At 70.1% G+C, this 21380-nt stretch carries 17 protein-coding genes and 1 tRNA gene; 1 reads left to right on the top strand and 17 read right to left on the bottom strand.

Translation table 11 applies throughout. The annotated features are described in order from the left end of the window. Positions 1-65 precede the first annotated feature (65 nt). From ACTWOL_RS25615 to ACTWOL_RS25535, 17 genes are all read right to left on the bottom strand, one after another. Positions 66-545: a hypothetical protein gene (locus tag ACTWOL_RS25615; RefSeq protein WP_474299137.1), complete on the bottom strand. Its 480-nt coding sequence runs from the start codon at positions 543-545 to the stop codon at positions 66-68. Between the two features lie 244 nt (positions 546-789). Further along, entirely contained in the window at positions 790-2190 is a 1401-nt protein-coding gene (locus ACTWOL_RS25610) for an MraY family glycosyltransferase (protein WP_474299136.1), read from the bottom strand. Positions 2191-2313: 123 nt separating this feature from the next. Beyond that, positions 2314-3594: a serine hydroxymethyltransferase gene (locus ACTWOL_RS25605; protein ID WP_474299135.1), complete on the bottom strand. Its 1281-nt coding sequence runs from the start codon at positions 3592-3594 to the stop codon at positions 2314-2316. Between the two features lie 242 nt (positions 3595-3836). After that, a complete protein-coding gene (locus tag ACTWOL_RS25600) occupies positions 3837-4508 on the bottom strand; it encodes an arsenate reductase/protein-tyrosine-phosphatase family protein (RefSeq protein WP_474299134.1) in 672 nt (223 codons plus the stop codon). 28 nt (positions 4509-4536) lie between these two features. Next, the gene (locus ACTWOL_RS25595; protein WP_474299133.1) at positions 4537-5184 is read right to left on the bottom strand and encodes an L-threonylcarbamoyladenylate synthase; all 648 of its coding nucleotides are present in this window, start codon (positions 5182-5184) and stop codon (positions 4537-4539) included. 124 nt (positions 5185-5308) lie between these two features. Continuing rightward, the gene (prmC, locus tag ACTWOL_RS25590) at positions 5309-6190 is read right to left on the bottom strand and encodes a peptide chain release factor N(5)-glutamine methyltransferase (protein WP_474299132.1); all 882 of its coding nucleotides are present in this window, start codon (positions 6188-6190) and stop codon (positions 5309-5311) included. Positions 6191-6245: 55 nt separating this feature from the next. Beyond that, a complete protein-coding gene (gene prfA / locus ACTWOL_RS25585) occupies positions 6246-7319 on the bottom strand; it encodes a peptide chain release factor 1 (protein ID WP_474299131.1) in 1074 nt (357 codons plus the stop codon). 149 nt (positions 7320-7468) lie between these two features. Then, entirely contained in the window at positions 7469-7693 is a 225-nt protein-coding gene (gene rpmE / locus ACTWOL_RS25580) for a 50S ribosomal protein L31 (protein ID WP_474299130.1), read from the bottom strand. A 286-nt stretch (positions 7694-7979) separates the two neighbouring features. After that, the gene (locus tag ACTWOL_RS25575; protein ID WP_474299129.1) at positions 7980-9071 is read right to left on the bottom strand and encodes an LCP family protein; all 1092 of its coding nucleotides are present in this window, start codon (positions 9069-9071) and stop codon (positions 7980-7982) included. Positions 9072-9516: 445 nt separating this feature from the next. Beyond that, positions 9517-11328 (bottom strand): trypsin-like serine protease, encoded by a 1812-nt coding sequence (locus tag ACTWOL_RS25570; protein WP_474299128.1) that lies wholly within the window; start codon positions 11326-11328, stop codon positions 9517-9519. 326 nt (positions 11329-11654) lie between these two features. Next, positions 11655-13643, bottom strand: a complete 1989-nt coding sequence (rho, locus tag ACTWOL_RS25565; RefSeq protein ID WP_474301259.1) for a transcription termination factor Rho — start codon at positions 13641-13643, stop codon at positions 11655-11657. Positions 13644-14060: 417 nt separating this feature from the next. Then, the gene (gene thrB, locus ACTWOL_RS25560) at positions 14061-14978 is read right to left on the bottom strand and encodes a homoserine kinase (protein ID WP_474299127.1); all 918 of its coding nucleotides are present in this window, start codon (positions 14976-14978) and stop codon (positions 14061-14063) included. Between the two features lie 528 nt (positions 14979-15506). Further along, on the bottom strand, positions 15507-16574 hold the full coding sequence (gene thrC, locus ACTWOL_RS25555; protein ID WP_474299126.1) for a threonine synthase: 1068 nt from the start codon (positions 16572-16574) through the stop codon (positions 15507-15509). A gap of 6 nt (positions 16575-16580) precedes the next feature. Then, entirely contained in the window at positions 16581-17870 is a 1290-nt protein-coding gene (locus ACTWOL_RS25550) for a homoserine dehydrogenase (RefSeq protein ID WP_474301258.1), read from the bottom strand. Between the two features lie 117 nt (positions 17871-17987). Then, positions 17988-19379, bottom strand: coding sequence for a diaminopimelate decarboxylase (gene lysA / locus ACTWOL_RS25545; protein WP_474299125.1), 1392 nt, complete (start codon positions 19377-19379; stop codon positions 17988-17990). A gap of 19 nt (positions 19380-19398) precedes the next feature. Then, the gene (gene nrtL / locus ACTWOL_RS25540; protein ID WP_474299124.1) at positions 19399-20448 is read right to left on the bottom strand and encodes an ArgS-related anticodon-binding protein NrtL; all 1050 of its coding nucleotides are present in this window, start codon (positions 20446-20448) and stop codon (positions 19399-19401) included. 60 nt (positions 20449-20508) lie between these two features. Next, on the bottom strand, positions 20509-20961 hold the full coding sequence (locus tag ACTWOL_RS25535) for a response regulator (RefSeq protein ID WP_474299123.1): 453 nt from the start codon (positions 20959-20961) through the stop codon (positions 20509-20511). Between the two features lie 323 nt (positions 20962-21284). Between ACTWOL_RS25535 and ACTWOL_RS25530 the strand changes: the two genes are divergently transcribed. Further along, positions 21285-21356: transfer RNA gene (locus ACTWOL_RS25530), tRNA-Arg, on the top strand. Positions 21357-21380: the final 24 nt, after the last annotated feature.

Raw genomic sequence — 21380 nt, 5'->3', positions numbered from 1 at the left:
CAGTGCCGCAGTTGGCACCGGACGATAGCAGGATCGCGAACGGGCATTTATCCCGGCCCTACCCCTCATGCCGTCGACCCCGTCTTCTCGGGCCTTGTGGCCGTCGAGGACTCGGGGTCGACGTAAAGGATCTTCGCCTTCATGTAGGCGCGCGCCTGCGCGGTGACCCAGACGACGGTCGCCGCGAGCAGGGTGAAGGCCATGGCCTTCGGGTGGAACAGCGTGGTGTCACGGAACGCGGCCATGAACACGAACAGCAGCAGCAACTGGGCGGTGTAGAGCATCAGGCCCATCGCCTGGAACAGGTGCGGGAAGTTCTTGGCCGTGCGCTGCAGCACCACCATGCCGGCGCCCATGAAGGTGAGGACCACCAGGGTGCCGACCACGGCTCCGACAGCACCCTTTCCCCCGGCGACCACCCCGCTCACGACGGCGGCGATAGCACCGACGGCGGCAGTGGGTACGGCGGCTTGGAGGACGGTGCGGGCGTCGTTGGACGGCATGGCGGCAGCTCCGCTGAGTGGTGGGGGCAGTGGTGTCGTCATGGACGAGCGTAGAGCCGGTCCGAGGCGAGTCTCGGGGCCGAAGGGACCGTCGCACTACGGTCTCTCGGCTCTGCATCCGGTCCTCGTGAACCGTATCACAAACTATTTGAATAGGTCTTTACCCGGAGGTGTGCCAACTCTCACACATGAGAGTGACCCTGCGCGTGTGTGCATCGCGCCAAAGGCTTTTGTCTGGTATTGGCCACGAATGCGCCGCAGTAAGCCGGCTCACTCGTCTGTGCCGTCAACTAGGCGTTCCGGTCTTACGCCGGTCCGTGAACCTCGAGCGGCCGCCGATCGCCGTCGCTCCGTTGATCCCCGCGGGCACCGGAACCCGTTCGTCCCCGGCTTCACCGGCCTCGCCCCGTGTGCGCCCGCCGACGCCCACCGGGACCCGCTCCTGGGGGGCCTCTTCGGCGTCACCGGCCGTGCCCGGGTCCGTCCCGCCGTCGTACGACGAACCGGTCGGCGGCAGCCGGCGACGGCGGTAGCGCGGCGGCACGAAGGCCTCCGCCCAGCGCGGTGCGCGCGGGGTGAACCGCGGAAGCAGCAGCAGGACCAGGCCGACGGCGCTGAGGACCACGATCGCGAAGACGATCCACATCGACGCACTGTGCACCGAGTACAACACCACGCCGAAGGCGATCAGCGCCGACCAGAAGTACATGATGAGCACGGCACGGCTGTGCGAGTGCCCGATCTCGAGGAGCCGGTGGTGGAGGTGGCCGCGGTCGGCGGCGAACGGCGACTTCCCGTTCCAGGTGCGGCGGACGATCGCCAGCAGCAGATCGGCGACCGGGATCGCGATGATGGTCAGCGGCAGCAGCAGGGGGATGAAGACCGGCAGTGCCGCGTGCGTGGCCTCGCGGGTGCCGCCCTCGAAGAGCTTCAGCGCGTCGGGGTCCACCTGGCCGGTCACCGAGATCGCGGACGCGGCCAGCACCAGGCCGATCAGCATCGAGCCGGAGTCGCCCATGAAGATCCGGGCGGGGTGCATGTTGTGCGGGAGGAACCCCAGGCACATGCCCATCAGTATGGCGGCGAACAGGGTCGCGGGGGCGGCGGCCTCGATCGTGTAGCCGTACCAGATGCGGTACGCGTACAGGAAGAACGCGGCGGCGGCGATGCAGACCATGCCCGCGGCGAGTCCGTCGAGTCCGTCGACGAAGTTCACGGCGTTGATGGTGATGACCACCAGGGCGACGGTGAGCAGGGTGCCCTGCCACTGGGTCAGCGCGACCGTGCCGACACCCGGGATCGGCAGCCACAGGATCGTCAGACCCTGGACGACCATCACGCTCGCGGCGATCATCTGCGCGCCCAGCTTGATCAGCGCGTCGATCTCGAACTTGTCGTCGAGGACACCGATCAGCCAGATGAGCGCCGCTCCCGAGAGCAGTGCACGGGGCTCGTTGGAACGCTCGAAGACGCTGTTGAGATTGGTCAGGTGGTCGGCGACGAGCAGCCCCGCGCACAGGCCGAAGAACATGGCGATGCCACCGAGCCGCGGCGTCGGTTCTCGGTGGACGTCACGGGCACGGATCTCCGGCATCGCGCCGGTCGCGATGGCGAACTTCCGCACCGGACCGGTCAGCAGATACGTCACCGCGGCCGTGACACAGAGCGTCAGCAGGTAATCACGCACGGGCTGCCCCACAGGTATCGCTGGCCATCTCAGCCCCACACCCTAGCTTTGTTGCCCTCCCAGATGAGGACATCCGGCCGTCCCGGACGGTTGCACCCCGCTCTGTACTGGCTCGATCCCGGCTCAATATGGTGGAAATCTCTCTGCCAGTTCCCGCACCTCTTCGCGTACGCGCCGGGTCTCGTCCCCCTGCGCGCGCAGCGCCAGCCCGAACAGCGACGCGATCCGGGCCATCTCCGCCTCGCCCATCCCCTGGGTGGTGACGGCCGCGGTACCGAGCCGGATCCCGCGCCCGTCGCCGTAGGGCAACGCGCAGGTGTCGAGAACCATCCCGGCGGCGGCCAGCCGGCCGCGGGCCGTGCGCCCGTCCAGGCCCAGCGGGGCCGGGTCCGCCGTGATGAGGTGGGTGTCGGTGCCCCCGGTGGTGATGGCGAAGCCTTCTTCGGCCAGGGCCCGGGCGAGGGCCCTGGCGTTGGCCACGACCTGCCGGGCGTACTGCGCGAAGGCGGGGGTGGACGCCTCGCCGAAGGCCACGGCCTTGGCCGCGATGGTGTGCATCTGGGCACCGCCCTGGGTGAACGGGAAGACGGCCCGGTCGATGCGCTCGCCGAGGTGGCTTCCGGACAGGACCATCCCACCGCGGGGGCCACGGAGCACCTTGTGCGTCGTGGCACAGACGACATCGGCGTACGGGACGGGGTTCGGTGCCACTCCCCCGGCGATCAGTCCCATCGGATGGGCCGCGTCGGCGATCAGATACGCGCCCACTTCGTCGGCGATCTCGCGGAACGCGGCGTAGTCGGGGTGGCGCGGATAGGAGATCGAACCGCAGACGATCGCCTTCGGCCGGTGCTCCCCGGCCAGCCTGCGCACCTGGTCGTAGTCGAGGAGACCGGTCTCCGCGTCGACGCCGTAGGGGACGAACTCGAACCAGCGGCCGGAGAAGTTCGCCGGGGAACCGTGGGTGAGGTGTCCGCCGAAGGCCAGACCCATCGCGAGGACGGTGTCGCCGGGGCGCAGCAGCGCGGCGTACGCCGCGAGCACCGCGGACGAGCCGGAGTGCGGCTGCACATTGGCATGCTCGGCGCCGAAGAGGCTCTTCGCCCGGTCGACGGCGATGCGCTCGGCGGCGTCGACGAGCTCGCAGCCGCCGTGGTAGCGGGCACCCGGATAGCCCTCGGCGTACTTGTTGGCGAGCCGGGAGCCGAGGGCGGCGAGGACGGCGGTCGAGGTGAAGTTCTCGGCCGCGATGAGCTGCAGACCGTCGGACTGTCTCGCCACCTCGCCCAGGATGACCTCGGCGATCTCAGGATCCTGCCGGCGCAGGGCCAGGAACTCCGGGGTGCGGGCGGCGGCGGCCGACGCGGGTGATGCGGCTGATGCTTCCGTGCTGCTGACCGGCATCTTGTGCTCCGGACATGGACAAGGGTTCGTGCGATCCAATGTAGGCCGCCGTGGACCCGTCTGCCCATCGATCGCCCACATCGGGACCCCGGGCGTGCGACCGGGGCGCTGAGGGGCGCCGTGAGGGGCACAGGGCGGTGGGCGGGGGTAAACGGGGGCGAACACAGGGCGGGGGTGGAGGAAACCGCACGCGGGTGGGACGGGGCCCCTCAGCCGCAACACGAGGACACCCGAACGGACCGTCAGCGGTGTGCGGCAACACCCGTCAGTGCCGTGACCACCGGGTCGATGGCCTGGTTGATCTCGTCGCCGATCGACCGGAAGAACGTGATCGGCGCACCGTACGGGTCGTGGACCTCGTCCGCCTCCGCGCTCGGCGCCAACAGCCATCCGCGCAGTGCGGCGGCGGCCCGCACCAGCGCACGGGCGCGCTCGACGACACCGTCGTTGCAGGGATCCGGCAGGGTCGCCGGATCTATGGCACGTACGAGCCGGGTGAACTCCTTGAGCGTGAACGTGCGCAGCCCCGCGGAGTGCCCCATCGAGATGACCTGCGCCCGGTGGTCGCGGGTCGCGGTCAGCACCAGATCGGCCCGGATGACGTGCTCGTCGAGCAGTTCCCGGCCGACGAAGCCGCTCGCGTCCGCGCCGAAGTCGCCGAGGACCGTCTCGGCGTTGGGCTCCATGGGGGCACCCTCGTGGCCCCAGGTGCCCGCGCTCTCCACGATCAGACCGCCGATGGGGCTCCCCCCGGCGTAACCGGGGGGAAGATGCCCCAGACGGTGGCTGAGCGCATGGCGGGTCAGCCGCTCGGTGATCGGCGAGCGGCAGACGTTGCCGGTGCTGACGTGGAGGATCCTGAAGGTGTCGCCGGTGGCGGCCGCATCTATGCCACGTCCCTCAAGGGCGGTCACCGGGCCGGTCCCCGGTCGTACGCAGCGCTCACGGCGCCACCTCGAGGTCGGGTACCACCTTCCGGAGCTCGTCCGCCTCGAGCGCGCCGGCGCGCAGCAGGACCGGGACCTTGCCGGTGACGTCGACGATCGAGGAGGGCACGATGCCGGGCGTCGGGCCGCCGTCGAGGTAGACGGAGACGGAGTCGCCGAGCATGTCCTGCGCGGCGTCGCAGTCCTCGGGCGCCGGGTGCCCGGTCAGGTTGGCGGAGGAGACCGCCATCGGGCCGACCTCGGTGAGCAGCTCGATCGCGACCGGGTGGAGCGGCATCCGGATGGCGACCGTGCCACGGGTGTCGCCCAGGTCCCACTGCAGCGACGGCTGGTGCCTGGCCACGAGCGTCAGCGCGCCCGGCCAGAACGCGTCGACGAGCTCCCAGGCCTTCTCCGAGAAGTCCGTGACCAGACCGTGCAGCGTGTTCGGCGACCCGATGAGGACGGGGGTGGGCATATTGCGGCCGCGCCCCTTGGCGTCGAGCAGATCGGCGACGGCCTCACCGCTGAACGCGTCCGCACCGATGCCGTACACCGTGTCGGTGGGCAGCACGACCAGCTCGCCGCGGCGGACGGCCGATGCCGCTTCACGCAGACCGGTGATGCGATCCGTTGCGTCGTTGCAGTCGTATCGCCGAGCCATCAGCGGGCCTCCTCTTTGTTGGTCACTCGTGCTCCCCCTCGCCTGCTGCTGGGGGGACCCCCGCCTCGCCTGCGGCCCGGGGCCCACCGGGACGGGGCGCCGTACTTCAGCGGCTGCCGGGGGCTCATGGCATGGCCTTGCGCGCGGTCGCGAACCGGGGGCGGTTGTTCAGGTCGGGGTGGTCGGCCGCGTCCGCCCAGCCGGCCTCCTCGTTGAAGATCCACGGCACTTGGCCGCCCTGGGTGTCGGCATGCTCGACGACGACGAGGCCGCCGGGCCGCAGCAGCCGGTGCGCGGTGCGTTCGATGCCGCGGATGGTGTCGAGGCCGTCCTCACCGGAGAAGAGGGCCATCTCCGGATCGTGGTCACGTGCCTCGGGGGCGACATACTCCCACTCCGTGAGCGGGATGTACGGCGGATTGGAGATGACCAGGTCGACCTGGCCGTCGAGCTCGGGCAGCGCACGCAGCGCGTCGCCTTGGTGGACGGTGACGCGGGAGCCCTCCGCGTTCTTGCGCGTCCAGCCGATCGCGTCGTCGGACAGCTCCACGGCGTGCACCCGCGAGCGAGGCACCTCCTGGGCGATGGCGAGCGCGATGGCTCCGGAGCCGGAGCACAGGTCGACGACGAGCGGTTCGACGACGTCCATCGCGCGCACGGCGTCTATGGCCCAGCCGACGACCGACTCCGTCTCGGGGCGGGGCACGAAGACGCCCGGTCCGACCTGCAGCTCCAGATAGCGGAAGAAGGCCCGCCCGGTGATGTGCTGCAGCGGCTCCCGTGCTTCACGGCGGGCGACGGCCTCCCAGTAGCGGGCGTCGAAGTCCGCGTCCTTGACCAGGTGCAGCTCGCCGCGCTTGACGCCGTGCACGAACGCGGCGAGTTCCTCCGCGTCGAAGCGGGGCGAGGGCACGCCGGCATCAGCCAGCCGCTGGGTGGCCTGGGCCACCTCGGCAAGCAGCAGGGAGCGGGGGTACGGGGGTCGTCCCCCCGGGAGCGACTGCACGCTGATCCTCCGGGCCGGTCGGTTCGGTCTTACTCGGCTCGCACGCCCGGCAGGCTCACGCGGAGGCGAGCTTCGCGGCGGCGTCGGCGTCCACACAGGCCTGGATCATCGCGTCCAGTTCCCCGTCGAGCACCTGGTCGAGGTTGTACGCCTTGAATCCGACGCGGTGGTCGGAGATCCGGTTCTCCGGGAAGTTGTACGTACGGATCTTCTCGGAGCGGTCCACGGTGCGGACCTGGCTGCGACGGGCGTCCGCCGCCTCCCGCTCGGCCTCCTCCTGCGCGGCGGCGAGCAGCCGGGAGCGCAGGATGCGCAGGGCCTGCTCCTTGTTCTGGAGCTGGCTCTTCTCGTTCTGGCAGGAGGCGACCACGCCGGTCGGGAGGTGGGTGATGCGCACGGCGGAGTCCGTCGTGTTGACGGACTGCCCGCCGGGTCCGGAGGAACGGTAGACGTCGATGCGCAGATCGTTGGGGTTGATCTCCACCTCGACCTCCTCGGCCTCGGGCGTGACGAGCACACCCGCCGCCGAGGTGTGGATGCGGCCCTGGGACTCGGTCGCCGGGACCCGCTGCACTCGGTGCACGCCGCCCTCGTACTTCAGCCGTGCCCAGACGCCCTGGCCCGGCTCGGGCGTGACGTTGCCCTTGAGCTTGACCGCGACCTGGACGTCCTTGTAGCCGCCGAGCTCGGACTCGGTGGAGTCGATGATCTCGGTCTTCCAGCCGACGCGCTCGGCGTAGCGCAGGTACATCCGCAGCAGGTCGCCCGCGAACAGGGCCGACTCGTCGCCGCCCGCGCCGGCCTTGATCTCGAGGATGACGTCCTTGTCGTCGCTGGGGTCGCGCGGGACGAGCAGCAGGCGCAGCTTCTCGGTGAGCTCCTCGCGCTGCTTGTCCAGCACCTTGACCTCGGCGGCGAAGTCGGGGTCGTCGTGGGCGAGCTCGCGGGCCGTCTCGATGTCGTCCCCGGTCTGCTTCCAGGCGCGGTACGTGCCGACGATCGGGGTCAGCTCGGCATAGCGCTTGTTGAGCTTGCGCGCGTTCGCCTGGTCGGCGTGCACCGAAGGGTCGGCGAGCTTCTTCTCGAGATCGGCCTGCTCACCGATCAGTTCCTCGACCGCCTCGAACATCGGGGGCTCCTGGTGTGCGTACGAAAGGGCTGCGGGGACGACCTGTGCCAGTCCGGGGATGTTCCCGGATCCCCGAGGAGGCAGGGACGGCAAAGCGCCGGTCCCGGCCGCCCCGCGCAGGGACGGCCGAGAACCGGCGCAGGGGCTCGCTACTTCTTGGCGGAGCCGGCAGCCTTGCCGAAGCGGGCCTCGAAGCGGGCCACACGGCCACCGGTGTCGAGGATCTTCTGCTTGCCCGTGTAGAACGGGTGGCACTCGGAGCAGACCTCGGCACGGATGGTGCCGCCGTTGATCGTGCTGCGGGTGGTGAACGACGCGCCGCAGGTGCAGCTCACCTGGGTCTCGACGTACTCGGGGTGGATGTCGCGCTTCAAGGTGTCTCCTAGATTCGGGAGGGCGCCGGGTCGCACGCGCGGGATGCACGGACGTGAACCGGAGCCGACGTACCAGTCTGCCAGGACTGGCCGTATCTCCCAAAACCGGGGTGGGCCCGCGGGTATTCCCGGCTTTCCGGACGGGTCGTCCGCACCCCCGGAGGGGTTCGTCCGCACCTCCGGCGAGGTCGTCCGCTCCCTGCGGGCGGGCCGCGCGAGGTGCCGCGTGCTGCCTCACGACGTCCTCGCTACCTCACGACGTGCTCGTTACCTCACGACATCCTTGCTACTTCACGACACCCTTGGCCTCGCCGCTGGCAGAGTCCTTCGTCGCGGACGCGGGGATCGGCAGATCCTTCGCGAGGGCGCTCCAGACCTGCTGGGACTGCTTCTCGAGCGGGCTCACACGGTTGGGGTCGATCTTGTCGTACTCGACCGGCAGCGTGATCATGTTGACGTCCTCGGCGCCGAGGCCCTTGAGTCCGTTCGCGAAGCTGACGAGTTCGTTGACCGAGTCGAGCTCGGAGTCCGGGGTGATCGCCTTGGTGGCGCTGTCGGCGAGGCCGTACAGCTTGTTGGGGCTGGTGAACACCCCGACGTTCTTGACCTGCTTGATCAGTGCCTTGATGAACGCCTGCTGGAGCTGGATCCGTCCGAGGTCGCTGCCGTCGCCGACGCTCTTGCGGGTGCGGACGAGGCCGAGGGCCTGCTCGCCGTCGAGGGTGTGGGTGCCCGGCTCGAGGTCGAGGTGGCTCTTCTTGTCGTTGATCGGCTTGGTGGTGGTGACCACGACGCCGCCGAGCTCGTCGATGATCTTCTTGAAGCCGGTGAAGTCGACCTCTATGTAGTGATCCATGCGCATGCCGGACATCTGCTCGACGGTCTTGACCGCACAGGCGGGTCCGCCGACCTCGTACGCCGTGTTGAACATGGCGCGGGTCTCGCTGCGGACCTTCTTGCCGTCGCCGGAGGTGCACTCCGGCCTGTCTATGAGGGTGTCGCGCGGCACGGAGACGACCGCGGCCTTCTTGTGGCCCTCGTAGACGTGCACGACCATCGCGGTGTCGGAGCGCGCGCCGCCCTCGTCGGTGCCGTACTCGGAGTTGGCGCCCGAGCGTGAGTCGGAGCCGAGGACGAGGATGTCCATCGAGCCGTTGTCGACGTTGTCGGGGCGGTCGTTGCCGAGCTGGGCGTTGATGTCGACGCTCTGGATGTTGCCGTTGAGCTTGAAGTAGAGGTAGCCGAGACCGGACCCGCCGATGAGTACCAGGCCGCCGGCGGTCCAGGCAGCGATGTTCACCGCGCGTCGCCGGGCCGTGGGCGGCTTGCGACGCCTGCCGGTAGTGCGTATTCGACTGTCCTTGGTCTGGTCGGCCATATCTCCTCGAGCCCTCGTAGTCCTGCTGCCCCCGGCCGTCGCGATCAGGCACGGTTTTTCCACCATGTCAAGTTTTGCTACGCCACTTGAGAGACGGCAAAGGGACGAGAAGGGTTGCACAGGGACGTAAGAGCGCCGTGAGTACACCGGAGGGAGCCGACGAAAAGGATCTGTGGCCTCCGTGTGAAATGGCGCACACAAACCCTGTTTCACCTGCGGCTTCGGTCCGGATCTGCAAGAGGGGCGCCGACTGCGGCGGCGGGGACGGGACCGCGATGTGTGGCGAACATCCCACGGTGGGCGTTGAACACGGCCGAAAATCGACCGTTCCCCGTGCACGTGTCCGGCGCCGTGGAGAGGGAGGCGGATCCGCCCCGGCCACGTGTTGTGCCCACCGCGCGAGCACGGTGGGCACAACGGTTCTCGTGGCGTCGGCGCCGGTGGGTCAGCCGAAGAGGTTGTAACTCTGCCAGCCGGTGCCGAAGTCCTTGGGGGCACCGAAGATGCTGCCGGAGGACCTGCCGTTGCCGGGGTAGAACCACAGCTTGCCCGCGCTGCTGCGGGCCAGCAGGTCGGCATGGCCGTCACCGTTCACATCGCCGACGGTCACCAGCGCGTTGAAGCTGCTCAGCCCGAAGGTGCCGATCTGGACTCGGGCCGCGAACGGGGCCGATGCCTTGCCGGTGCCCTTGTACAGGTAGGTGGCGCCGCCCGCGCCGCGGGCGATCAGATCGGGGATGCCGTCGTTGGTGAAGTCGCCGTGTCCGCGGACCATGCCGTACTGGTTCCAGCCCCGGCCGAGCCGGACGGCCGTGCCGAGGCCGCCGTTGCCCTTGCCCGGGTAGACGGAGAGATAGCCGCCGGAATCCACCGTGACGATGTCGGGCAGCTCGTCCCCGGTGACGTCACCGGGGAGCACGAACTGCGTGTTCTTGGTCCAGCCGGTGGACAGCAGCTGGCGCTTGACCGCCTTGGCCGAGGCCACGTAGTGGTCCCAGTACACATAGCCGTTGCCGGCGCGGACCACCACGTCCTGCTTGTCGTCGCGGTCGAGGTCGCCCTGGAGCACCACGTTGTAGCCGGCGAAGGCACCGAGGTCGAAGGTGCGGCTCAGCGAGCTTGCCTTCGAGCGCCAGCCGAGCAGCCTGTTGTCCGACGTCCGGCGCGCCAGCAGGTCCGCGAAGTGGTCGTCCCCGCTCCAGTTCGCGTCGTCGACACGGGCCTGGACCTGCGCCGAGTAGGCCGACATCTTCGCGTAGACGCCGTACTTGCCGCGCGCCGCGCAGTCGACGTCGCCCCATGAGACGACACCGGCGAGCTTGCCGCCGACGACGAGCGGACCGCCGGAGTCACCGTTGCAGGTGGTCTGGGTGGTGGCGTCCTTGCCGGTCGGCGCGGGACCGGCGCAGAGCATGTGGCCCTTGACGAACTTGGCGGCGGTCGCCGTCGCCCTCGGGTAGGCGGCTGCGCAGGCGGTGTCCGATACGACGTCGGCGTCGGCGACCTTCAGCACGTCCGAGGAACTGTTCGGCACGGTGGAGCTGGTACGGCCCCAGCCGTAGACCTTGCCGTCCGTGCCCGCCGTGTACAGGGCGCTGTCGCCGGGCTGTGCCAGCGGCAGCGGCTTGACGGGGACCGGGGCGGTCAGCGTGAGCACGGCCACGTCGTTGTCGATCGTGACGGCCTCGTACTGCGGGTGGTTCCACTGGCGGTAGGCGCCGCGCACCGTGCCGCCGTGGTAGTTCACGGTGTTGTCGGCGTTCAGCGTCGGCACATGGTCGGTACCGACGACGACCGAACCGGTGTCGGCCCACTTGATGCCGTCGACGCAGTGCGCCGCGGTGGCGACCTTCGTGGGGGCGATGACCGCGCCGCCGCAGAAGTAGCCCGCACCGGTGCTGTCCTCGAAGTAGAGCTGGGCCATCCAGGGCGCCTGGGAGACGGTGGTTTCCGTGCCCCCGATGATCCGCGCGCCCGGAGCGCTGCGGGCGGCTCCGGCCTCCGGCTGCTCGACGAGCGGGCGTGTGCTCCGCGTGCCGGCCTTGATCGCCTCGGCGACGCGCTCGTCCAGCTCCGCCTTCGAGGGCTCTGCCGGACGCTGGGAGCCGATGGCGGCCATCGGCGTCTCGCCGGCCTCCGCCGAGGCCGGACCGGTGAACGCGATCCCCGCCCCGGCCAATGCGACAGCGGCGGCCACAGCGGGAAGCCCGAGCTTCATACGGCGCTTGTGCCGGCCACCACGGGTGCGTATCTGCACTCGGTAACCCCTTGGGCTGAACCGGCGGAGCGCGACCGCCCCACCGGAGAGAACGGTGATGGTGGGTCACAACACGCCTGCGGGCAGCACATCTCTCGGGGCCCCCCGACCCCGGACGGTGCTGCGCGGTGGAATCCCCCCACGTAGATTGGCCGATCATACGCGTGTCAACAGACGGTTGACCAGCGACGGGTGGGGCCGTACAGCGAACGGGACCGCCCCGTCACCTTTGGGTGACGGGGCGGTCCCGTTCGCTGTCGTACGACGTCCGCACACGGCCGCGAACCAGATTCGCGCTCCTTACGCGGCCGCGTCCTGAGGCGGTGTCAGTCGCCGTTGCCCGGCGCCGGCGTCGTCTTCTGGATCTGCAGCAGGAACTCGGCGTTCGACTTCGTCTGCTTCATCTTGTCGAGCAGCAGCTCGATCGCCTGCTGCGAGTCGAGCGCGTGCAGCACCCGGCGCAGCTTCCAGACGATGGAGAGCTCGTCGCTGCCGAGCAGGATCTCTTCCTTACGGGTGCCGGACGCGTCCACGTCCACCGCCGGGAAGATGCGCTTGTCGGCGAGCTTGCGGTCGAGCTTGAGCTCCATGTTGCCGGTGCCCTTGAACTCCTCGAAGATCACCTCGTCCATGCGCGAGCCGGTGTCGACCAGCGCGGTGGCCAGGATGGTCAGCGAGCCGCCGTCCTCGATGTTGCGCGCGGCACCGAAGAAGCGCTTCGGCGGGTAGAGCGCGGTCGAGTCGACACCACCGGACAGGATGCGGCCGGAGGCCGGGGCCGCCAGGTTGTACGCACGGCCCAGACGGGTGATCGAGTCCAGCAGGACGACCACGTCGTGACCCAGCTCGACGAGGCGCTTGGCCCGCTCGATGGCCAGCTCGGCGACCGTGGTGTGGTCCTCGGCCGGGCGGTCGAAGGTCGAGGAGATGACCTCGCCCTTGACCGACCGCTGCATGTCGGTGACCTCTTCCGGACGCTCGTCGACGAGGACGACCATCAGGTGGCACTCGGGGTTGTTGTGGGTGATCGCGTTGGCGACCGCCTGCATGATCATGGTCTTGCCGGTCTTCGGCGGGGCCACGATCAGGCCTCGCTGGCCCTTGCCGATCGGCGACACGAGGTCGATGATCCGCGTGGTCAGCACACCCGGGTCGGTCTCCAGGCGGAGCCGGTCCTGCGGGTAGAGCGGGGTCAGCTTGTTGAACTCCGGGCGGCCGCGGCCCGATTCGGGCGCCATGCCGTTGACGGAGTCCAGACGGACCAGCGCGTTGAACTTCTCGCGGCGCTCGCCTTCCTTGGGCTGGCGCACCGCACCGGTGACGTGGTCACCCTTGCGCAGCCCGTTCTTGCGGACCTGGGCCAGCGACACGTAGACGTCGTTGGGGCCGGGCAGATAGCCGGAGGTCCGGATGAAGGCGTAGTTGTCGAGGATGTCCAGGATGCCCGCGACGGGGATCAGGACGTCGTCATCGGCCACCTGCGGCTCGGCACCGAACTCGTCGCGGCCACGGCGGCCACGGCGGTCGCGGTAGCGGCCACGGCGTCCGCGCCGGCCACCCTCGTCGTCGAAGTCGTCCTGCGGGCCGCCGCCCTGCTGCTGGCGCTGGCCACCCTGCTGCTGGCGCTGGCCACCCTGCTGCTGGCGCTGGCCGCCCTGCTGGTCGTCGCCGCCCTTGCCGCCGCGGCGGTCGCGCTGACGGTCGCGCTGGCGGTCACCGCGCTCACCGCGGTCACGCTGGCGGTCGCCCCGGCGGCCCTCGGCCGTGTCGGTGGCGGCCTCGGCCTTGGCATCCGGCTCCGCCGTCTCGCCCTTGACCTCGGTCTTGACGTCGCCCTTCGCCTCGGCCTTGACGGTCTCGCCCTCGGGGCTGCCCGCGGGCGACGTGGCACGGCGACGGCGGCGCTCGCCTGCCGGGGCGTCATCGCTGGCCGGCTGGCCGGGGATGTCGATCTGCTGCTGGGCGACGGCCTTCTCGGCCCTCGGCTCGGCTGCCGCAGCGCTGTCCTCGCCCGTGCGGGTCTTGGAGGTGGCGCGCCGCTTCGGCTTGGCCTCGGCCGCACCGGCGTCCGCGCTCTTCGCGGAAGCGCCCCCGGAGGAGCCCGCGGCCTGCGCCTCCTTGATGACCTCGATCAGCTGGCTCTTGCGCATCCGCGCGGTGCCCCTGATGCCGAGGCCGGACGCGACCTGCTGCAGCTCGGCCAGGACCATGCCCTCGAGGCCGGTGCCGGAGCGGCGGCGCCGTGCGGTGGTGCCAGAGGCAGCACCTGCGGCGGGCGCGGCGGCGTCGACACTGTTGTCGGCAGTCACGCCCATCAGATCGGTGGTGTCGCTCACGAAGGGTCCTTCCCTGGAGCGGACGTCGGCCTCATGGCTCGGCGACCGGTTGTGCTGTCCGACTCCGGTTCCGTGATCCTGCGGATCGTGGTCCGATGCCGGGGCGGTAGTCCCGCCGGGTACGGCGGAAGAGGATGTACGTGCAAAGTCCGGCCCGAGTTCCCCCTGCTCGGCCCTCTCCTTTGGGAAAAGCGAGGGGTGTCGTGCCGTTTCCGGAGCGTGCTCGCAACTGCTCAGGCAGGCTGCTCAGGCAGTTGGGGAGGCTCCCGGAAGAATGGGTGGTCCCGGATGGGGACACAAAGCACCGCGCCACAAGAATGTGGGCTGCGTACTTGAGGTTAACACTACCGGCTCCAACAAACATTCCCCCTCTCCATCACCGGCAATCCCGTGTCGCTACGAGGCGAGCGGCAGGACGCTCGCTCCCGCGGCGTCGAGGGCCAGCCTGTTCGCGGCCCAGCCCTCGCCCGCCAGCCGTGCGACCTTGTCGGCCGCACCGTCCTCGACCAGAGCGAGCACGGTCGGGCCCGCACCGGAGATGACCGCGGGGACGCCGTCCGCGCGCAGTCTGTTGACCAGGTCGACGCTCTGCGGCATCGCGGGAGCGCGGTATTCCTGGTGAAGACGGTCCTCGGTGGCGGGCAGCAGCAGCTCGGGGCGCCTGGTCAGGGCCTCGACGAGCAGCGCGGCACGTCCCGCGTTGACCGCGGCGTCGACATGCGGGACCGTGCGCGGCAGCAGCCCCCGCGCGGTCTCGGTGAGCACCGGCTTCGACGGCACGAAAACCACCGGAACGATGGAATCGGAGGGATCCATCCTGATGGCACGCGCCGCACCGGCCTCCGTCCAGGCGACGGTGAAGCCGCCGAGCAGACAGGCGGCGACGTTGTCCGGGTGCCCTTCGATCTCGGTGGCGAGCTCCAGCAGCGCCGCGTCGTCGAGCCGGGCGTCGCCGCCTATGGTCACCGCGCGGGCGGCGACGATGCCGGCGCAGATGGCCGCGGAGGACGATCCGAGGCCCCGGCCGTGCGGAATGCGGTTCGCGCAGACGACCTCGAGACCGCGCGGCTGCCCGCCGAGCAGGTCGAAGGCGGTGCGCAGCGAGCGCACGAGCAGATGGCTCTCGTCGCGGGGCAGCGTCTCGGCGCCCTCACCCGCGATGTCGATGTGCAGACCGGAGTCCGCCACCCGGACGACGACGTCGTCGTACAGCCCCAGCGACAGGCCGAAGGCATCGAAGCCGGGCCCGAGATTGGCGCTGGTGGCGGGGACGCGCACCCGGACGGCGGCGGCGCGGAATGCGGGACCGGCCATCGCTCGACGACACTCCTTGGTTCTGAGGGATCTGAGGTATGTGAGGGATTCTGATGAGTTCGGATCCGTGTGATCTGGCTGATCTACGGGATGACGGGGCTCTGACGAGAGGTACGAGGACCCGTGGGCCGAAACGGCAGCAACACCGCGGCATATGCGGTGGGCCGGGTCAGCACAGCCTATCGAAGGAAGGTTCAGCGGCGACATAGGGCGTGGGGGAGGCGCACGATGCGTGTCGCACACCCATCGGTCTTCCGCCACTTCCCGTCTTGGCGCCGCATGCGCCCCTGCGATTCCTGTGCGCCTATGTCCGGCCCTGAGTGCTATGCCGGTGCGGCTTCCCGCCGCGGCGTATTTCCGCCTGGGCGGAAATACGCCGGGGGCCACGCGGGATCTGGAGTCTCACATTCCGTCTCCCGGGGTCGAACGGCGACTTCCCCGTGCCGTCCGGCCCGTGACCGCCACCCGGCCGCAGGCCGGACACCCGGCGCCAGAGGCCCGGACTGGGCATCCGGCACCGGACAGGACCTACGCGAGGCCCAGACGCTCCGCGGCCGCGTCCGCGTCCACCGGCACCGTGAGGGGCTGGGGCGCTCCGGCGACCGCCCAGTCGGGGTCCTTGAGGCCGTTTCCGGTCACCGTGCAGACGATCTTCTGGCCGGGGTCGACCTTGCCCTCTTCGGCGGCCTTGAGCAGTCCGGCCACCGAAGCCGCGGACGCGGGCTCCACGAAGACGCCCTCACGCGAGGCCAGCAGCTTGTAGGCGCGCAGGATCTGACGGTCGGTCACTTCGTCGATGAAGCCGCCCGACTCGTCCCGGGCGGCCAGCGCGTACTGCCAGGACGCGGGGTTGCCGATCCGGATCGCGGTGGCGATGGTCGACGGGTCCTTGACGACCTCGCCGCGCACGATCGGCGCCGAGCCCGAGGCCTGGAAGCCCCACATCCGCGGAGTGTGCGTGGACAGCCCGTCCGCGGCGTACTCCTTGTAGCCCTTCCAGTAGGCCGTGATGTTGCCGGCGTTTCCGACCGGGAGCACATGGATGTCGGGGGCGTCGCCGAGCGCGTCGACGATTTCGAAGGCCGCCGTCTTCTGCCCCTCGATGCGCACCGGGTTGACCGAATTGACCAGCGCCACCGGGTAGTTCTCGGAGAGCCCGCGGGCCAGCACCAGGCAGTCGTCGAAGTTTCCGTCGACCTGGAGGATCTTCGCGCCGTGGACCAGCGCCTGCCCCAGCTTGCCCATGGCGATCTTGCCCTGGGGGATCAGCACGGCCGAGACCATCCCGGCCCGGCCCCCGTAGGCGGCGGCGGACGCGGAGGTGTTCCCGGTGGAGGCGCAGATGACGGCCTTCGCACCCTCCTCCTTGGCCTTCGTGATCGCCATCGTCATCCCGCGGTCCTTGAAGGACCCGGTCGGGTTCGCACCCTCGACCTTGAGATAGACGTCACATCCGGTGGCCTCGGAAAGCGTGCCTGCAAAGACGAGCGGCGTGCCACCCTCGCCGAGCGTGACGACCGGCGTCGTCTCCGTCACCGGAAGCCGGTCCCGGTACTCCTCGATGATGCCGCGCCACTGGTGGGTGCGAGTGCTCATGGGTGCTTACTCTCCTTCAACCCGCATGATGCTGGCGACACCACGCACGGTGTCGAGTCTGCGCAGCTCCTCGACCGTCCCGGACAGGGCGGCGTCGGGCGCGCGGTGGGTGACGACGACGAGTGAGGCCTCGCCGTCCTTGCCCGTCTGGCGCACCGTGTCGATGGATACGCCATGCTCGGCGAAGACCGTAGCGACCTGGGCGAGCACACCCGGTTTGTCGGCCACGTCGAGGCTGATGTGGTACCGCGTCACGACCTCGCCCATGGGACTCACGGGCAGCTGGGTGTACACGGACTCACCGGGCCCGGTGGACTCGGCGAGCTTGTTGCGGCAGACCGCGACCAGGTCGCCGAGGACCGCGGACGCGGTCGGGGAGCCGCCGGCGCCGGGGCCGTAGAACATCAGCCTGCCGGCGGCCTCGGCCTCGACGAAGACGGCGTTGTACGCCTCGCGGACGGAGGCCAGCGGATGGCTGAGCGGGATCATCGCGGGGTGGACGCGGGCCGTGACCGACTTCCCGTCCGCCGCACGCTCGCAGATCGCCAGCAGTTTGATGGTGCAGCCCATCTGCCTGGCGGAGGCGAAGTCGGCGGCGGTGACCTCGGTCATGCCCTCGCGGTACACGTCGTCGAGGCGTACCCGGGTGTGGAAGGAGATACCGGCGAGGATCGCGGCCTTGGCCGCGGCGTCGAAGCCCTCCACATCGGCGGTCGGGTCGGCTTCGGCGTACCCGAGTGCGGTCGCCTCGTCCAGGGCCTCCGAGTAGCCGGCGCCGGAGGTGTCCATCTTGTCGAGGATGAAGTTCGTGGTGCCGTTGACGATGCCCAGCACCCGGTTGACCTTGTCACCGGCCAGCGACTCGCGCAGCGGCCTGATCAGCGGGATCGCCCCGGCGACCGCGGCCTCGAAGTAGAGGTCGCGGCCGTGTTTCTCGGCGGCGGCGTAGAGCGTGGCCCCGTCCTCGGCGAGCAGCGCCTTGTTGGCCGAGACGACGGAGGCGCCGTGCTCGAAGGCTGCGGTGATCAGGCCCCGGGCGGGCTCGATGCCGCCGATGACCTCGACCACGACGTCGATGTCCCCGCGGCGGACCAGCCCCTGGGCGTCGGTGGTGATCAGTTCCCGGGGAATGCCCTCACGGACCTTGGCGGGGCGGCGGACGGCGACCCCGGCGAGCTCCACCGGGGCCCCGATCCGTGCGGCGAGGTCGTCGGCGTGCGTCGTCATGAGGCGCGCCACCTCTGAGCCGACCACTCCACAGCCCAGGAGCGTCACCTTCAGCGGACGCGTACGCATCATCCGACCTTCGCCTTTCATCGAGCACAGCCGTTTCTTCATTCAGGGTGCGAACCAGTCTCACTCACCGGTCGGGGCTTTCTGGCGCACCGTCCGGATCCTGAGACAGATATTTCATCACCCGACATCGAGACGCAGGAGATCTTCCTCTGTCTCACGCCGGACGATCACGCGCGCCCCGCCGTCCCCGACCGCGACGACGGGCGGGCGGAGTGCGTGGTTGTAGTTGCTGGCCATCGAGCGGCAGTAAGCGCCGGTGGCCGGTACGGCGATCAGGTCCCCCGGGGCCAGATCGGCAGGCAGGAAGGCGTCCCGTACGACGATGTCGCCGCTTTCGCAGTGCTTGCCGACGACCCGGACGAGCATCGGTTCGGCGGTAGAACTGCGCGAGACCAGCGCGACGCTGTACTCGGCGTCGTAGAGAGCCGTACGGATGTTGTCGGACATGCCGCCGTCGACGCTGACGTACGTCCGCAGCCCCGCGAGCGGCTTGATCGTCCCGACCTCGTAGAGCGTGAAGGCGGTGGGTCCGACGATGGCCCGTCCGGGCTCCACGGAGATCCGTGGCGTACGCAGCCCGGCGGCCTCACACTCCCGGGTGACGATCTCACTGAGGGCCTTGGCGATCTCGTGCGGCTCCCGGGGGTCGTCCTCCGAGGTGTACGCGATGCCGAGGCCGCCACCGAGGTCGATTTCGGGCAGCTCCACGCCGTGCTCGTCCCGGATCCGGGCCAGCAGCTGCACCACACGACGGGCGGAGACCTCGAAGCCCGCCATGTCGAAGATCTGCGAGCCGATGTGCGAGTGGATGCCGGTCAGCTCGAGGCCGTCGAGCTTCAGCGCCCTGCGGACGGCTTCGGCCGCCTGTCCGTCAGCGAGCGCGACACCGAACTTCTGGTCCTCGTGCGCGGTCGCGATGAACTCGTGGGTGTGGGCCTCGACGCCGACGGTGACCCGGATCTGGACGCGCTGGCGCTTGCCGAGGGACTGGGCGATGTGCGCGACCCGGACGATCTCCTGGAAGGAGTCGAGGACGATGCGCCCGACCCCGGCGCGCACGGCCTTCTCGATCTCCTCGGGGGACTTGTTGTTGCCGTGGAAGGCGATGCGCTCGGCGGGCATACCGGCGTCGAGGGCCGTGGCGAGCTCCCCGCCCGAGCACACATCCAGATTGAGTCCCTCCTCCTTGAGCCAGCGCACCACGGCGCGGCTCAGGAACGCCTTGCCGGCGTAGAACACATCGGCGTCGTGGCCGAAGGCCTCGGCCCAGGCACGGCACCGGGCCCGGAAGTCGCTCTCGTCCATGAAGTACGCGGGGGTGCCGAACTCCTCGGCCAGGCGGGTGACTTCGATCCCCGCGACGCTGACGACCCCGTCCGGATTCCTGGTGACCGTACGGGACCACACCTTGGCGTCGAGCGCGTTGAGGTCGGCGGGCGGGGCGGTGTAGTGCCCCTCGGGCAGGACGTCTGCGTGGCGGGGACCGGCGGGGTGCGCGGAACGGCTCATGCTGTCTCTCTCACATTCCCTACAGATATTCTGGCGCGCTGATGCCGAGCAGGGACAGGCCACCGGCGAGCACCGTCCCGGCGGCTTCGGCGAGGGCGAGCCGGGACCGGTGGGCGGCCGAGGGTTTCTCGTCGCCACGGGGCAGCACGGTGTGCTGGAAGCCGAGGAACGCGTCGGCGGTGGTCTCGAGATGCCGTGCGAGACGGTCGGGAGCCCGGTGGCGGACCGCGGAGACGAGCACACGGGGGTAGTCGCCGAGGGCGCCGAGCAGGTCGGGCGCGTCGACGGACTCCTCGTGGGAGACGGGTACGGCGAGCCGGTCGGCGGCCCGCAGGAGCGCCCGGGCGCGGGAGTGTGCGTACCGCACGCGGAACAGCGGATTGGCCTCACCCTGTACGAGCAGACCCTCGTCCTGCTTCGGACGGTCGTGCGCGGCGGCCCTCAGCAGCGCCCAGCGGGCGGCATCGGGGCCGAGACGGCGCAGCAGCTCTCCGCCGGCGGCGCCGGCGGGCACGGGGCGCACCTCCCTCTCACCGGGAGCGGACGGTTCCTCCGCGCTCGTGACGACCCGCAGCCCGGCCCAGTCGGGATCGGCACTGTCGCAGCATGCTCGTGCGAGCGCGCCCTGCGCGAGCGACAGCCGTCGGAGAGCGTCGGCCATGACGGCTGCCCTGGCCTCGGGGCCATGGCGGTACAGATGCTGTTGTCCGGCCATGCTCAGCCCGTGCCCGTAGCGGCTGCCCTGCTCGAGCACCGTACGGACGAGCGAACCGTCGGATCCGCCGGCCAGGGTGATGTTGAGGAACCCGGGTCCGGTGACCTCGACCCCGGAGATCCCCGGGTGCCGGGCGAGATGCTCGGAAAGGACGGCGGCGACACGCAGGGCCGGCATACGGGCGTCACGCGCGAGCCGGAGCGCGGCGTTGGTGGCGTAGTCGCCCCGGCCGCCGGGACGCGGCCGCTCCACCTTGACCTGGTCGGGCACGGGCACCCGCAATCCGAGGGCACCCTCCTCGACCGCACGGCGCACGGCGCCCAGCACGGTACGGGAGAGATCTGCGGGGGTCACGGGACCAGCGTATGGGAGGAAGGGGGGGTGATCGCGAACCGGTTTCGCCATGCGGGCAGCTCAGCCCCGCGCACTCCCCGCCCGCCCGGCACCATGCCTGCCGTCGACAGACGGCGGACCCTCCCGGCGCTCCCCGTGCTCCCGGTACGCCAGCCGCCGCACCAGCCGTACCAACTCGGACGGCTCGAAAGGCTTGGCGAGAAAGGCGTCGACTCCGGCTGCGATACCGGTGTCCACCTCGTGCTGCGTACAGGCACTGATGATCGCTACGGGCACATGCCGCGTACGCGGATCGGCCCGCAACCGCGCGGCGGTGCGCAGACCGTCGAGGCGCGGCATCACCACATCGAGTGTGATCACATCCGGCCGCACATGGTGCACGACCTCCAGGCATTCGGCACCATCGGCAGCGGTCACGACCTCGAAGCCCTCCAGCTCGAGATTGACCCTGATCAGCTGCCGAATGACCCTGTTGTCATCGACAACGAGCACCCGGCCGGACGCGCCTGACACAACTCGAGAGTAGGTCGCGCGGCAGTCCTGCGTCCGGGTTTTCCCGACTTCCACCCCGGGCGGGGGCGTGGCGGAGGTCACGGGGAGGGGCAGCGGACGGGAGGCGCGGCGCGACCGCGGGAGCGGGCCGGGTGAGGGAGGGCGAGCCGGGAACGGGGGCCGCCCGGGGGCCGGGGACGGGGCGGCTCGCAGCGGCGGCGGACGCCCAGGGCAGGGCTCTCAGTGGCCTGAATCGGTCGATGGTCACTCCGTGGAAATACCTGTTCACGGCCACCCCTGGGGAGCTGGTAGGGTTCTACCCGTCGCCGCCGAGAGCGGCGGACGCCCCCGTAGCTCAGGGGATAGAGCAACGGCCTCCGGAGCCGTGTGCGCAGGTTCGAATCCTGCCGGGGGCACTCGCCAGTCAGTCAGCGGAAATC

The organism is Micromonospora sp. IBHARD003 (genome assembly GCF_056106285.1).
The sequence above is the reverse complement of the archived record's forward strand: the minus strand, read 5'-3'. Positions and strand labels throughout refer to the sequence as shown.

Excerpts from the sequence above, each read along its gene's own strand:
- ACTWOL_RS25615 (WP_474299137.1), bottom strand. The coding sequence starts at position 545 with ATGACGACACCACTGCCCCCACCACTCAGCGGAGCTGCCGCCATGCCG.
- ACTWOL_RS25605 (WP_474299135.1), bottom strand. The coding sequence starts at position 3,594 with ATGCCGGTCAGCAGCACGGAAGCATCAGCCGCATCACCCGCGTCGGCC.
- ACTWOL_RS25595 (WP_474299133.1), bottom strand. The coding sequence starts at position 5,184 with ATGGCTCGGCGATACGACTGCAACGACGCAACGGATCGCATCACCGGT.
- prfA (WP_474299131.1), bottom strand. The coding sequence starts at position 7,319 with ATGTTCGAGGCGGTCGAGGAACTGATCGGTGAGCAGGCCGATCTCGAG.
- ACTWOL_RS25575 (WP_474299129.1), bottom strand. The coding sequence starts at position 9,071 with ATGGCCGACCAGACCAAGGACAGTCGAATACGCACTACCGGCAGGCGT.
- rho (WP_474301259.1), bottom strand. The coding sequence starts at position 13,643 with ATGGGCGTGACTGCCGACAACAGTGTCGACGCCGCCGCGCCCGCCGCA.
- thrB (WP_474299127.1), bottom strand. The coding sequence starts at position 14,978 with ATGGCCGGTCCCGCATTCCGCGCCGCCGCCGTCCGGGTGCGCGTCCCC.
- thrC (WP_474299126.1), bottom strand. The coding sequence starts at position 16,574 with ATGAGCACTCGCACCCACCAGTGGCGCGGCATCATCGAGGAGTACCGG.
- ACTWOL_RS25550 (WP_474301258.1), bottom strand. The coding sequence starts at position 17,870 with ATGCGTACGCGTCCGCTGAAGGTGACGCTCCTGGGCTGTGGAGTGGTC.
- lysA (WP_474299125.1), bottom strand. The coding sequence starts at position 19,379 with ATGAGCCGTTCCGCGCACCCCGCCGGTCCCCGCCACGCAGACGTCCTG.